General features: G+C 51.6%; 1 protein-coding gene. It reads right to left on the bottom strand.

Annotated features, from left to right (window positions below; genetic code table 11):
• Positions 1–51 precede the first annotated feature (51 nt).
• On the bottom strand, positions 52–758 hold a 707-nt coding region (locus tag BFF42_RS19075; RefSeq protein ID WP_146753301.1), incomplete at its 5' end, for a DNA methyltransferase.

The following is a 758-nucleotide window of genomic DNA, read 5'->3' as shown; positions in this document are numbered from 1 at the left end:
CCGGGAGCAGAATAATAATGGTGCGTAATTAATTCTGCAATCTCATCCGTTTCAAACGATTAAATCCTGAACTTCCCTGACTGTCTGCTCAAAACGTCCGGTCTCCAGTTCAACGCCAATCGCACGACGCCCGAGCGCCAGTGCCGCTTTTACCGTTGAACCTGAGCCCATAAAAAAATCTGCAACCTGGTCTCCCGGACGACTGCTCGCGTTGATTATCTGCTGCAACATTTCTGCCGGTTTTTCGCACGGATGTTTCCCTGGATAGTACTGCACCGGTTTATACGTCCACACATCGGTGTACGGCACCTGCACCGTCACACCGAAATACCTCCGCAAATTTTTATATTCACTCAGCAGTTCCATATACTGCCGGCTCAGCTCACTGTATGTGCTGACCAGTTGGTAATGGGACTTTTCCAGTTCTCTCCGCTGATGTTTCTCTTCTGCCACCCGGGCAAACAGCGACTGTAATTTCAGATAATCGCTTTCGTTCGGTAGCTGCCACTGACTGGCACTGAACCAGTGCGACACCATGTTTTTCTTTCCTGTGGCATCTGCAATCTGTTTTGCCGTTATCCCCAGGGCAGCTCGCGCATCACGAAAGTAAGAAATCAGCGGGGCCATCACATGCTGTTTCAGTGCACTGCCCTTCGCCGCATACCCGGCATCTTTCGGACGATACGGCCCCTGATAATGTTCCGCGAACAGAATGCGCTCTGTGGCGGGGAAATACGCCCGCAGGCTTTCCTTGTTGC

The organism is Shigella sp. FC1661, assembly GCF_001712525.1.
Taxonomy (GTDB): Bacteria; Pseudomonadota; Gammaproteobacteria; order Enterobacterales; family Enterobacteriaceae; genus Escherichia; species Escherichia coli.
Note: the sequence above shows the minus strand (reverse complement) of the source record. Positions and strands in the feature narration are given on the sequence as shown.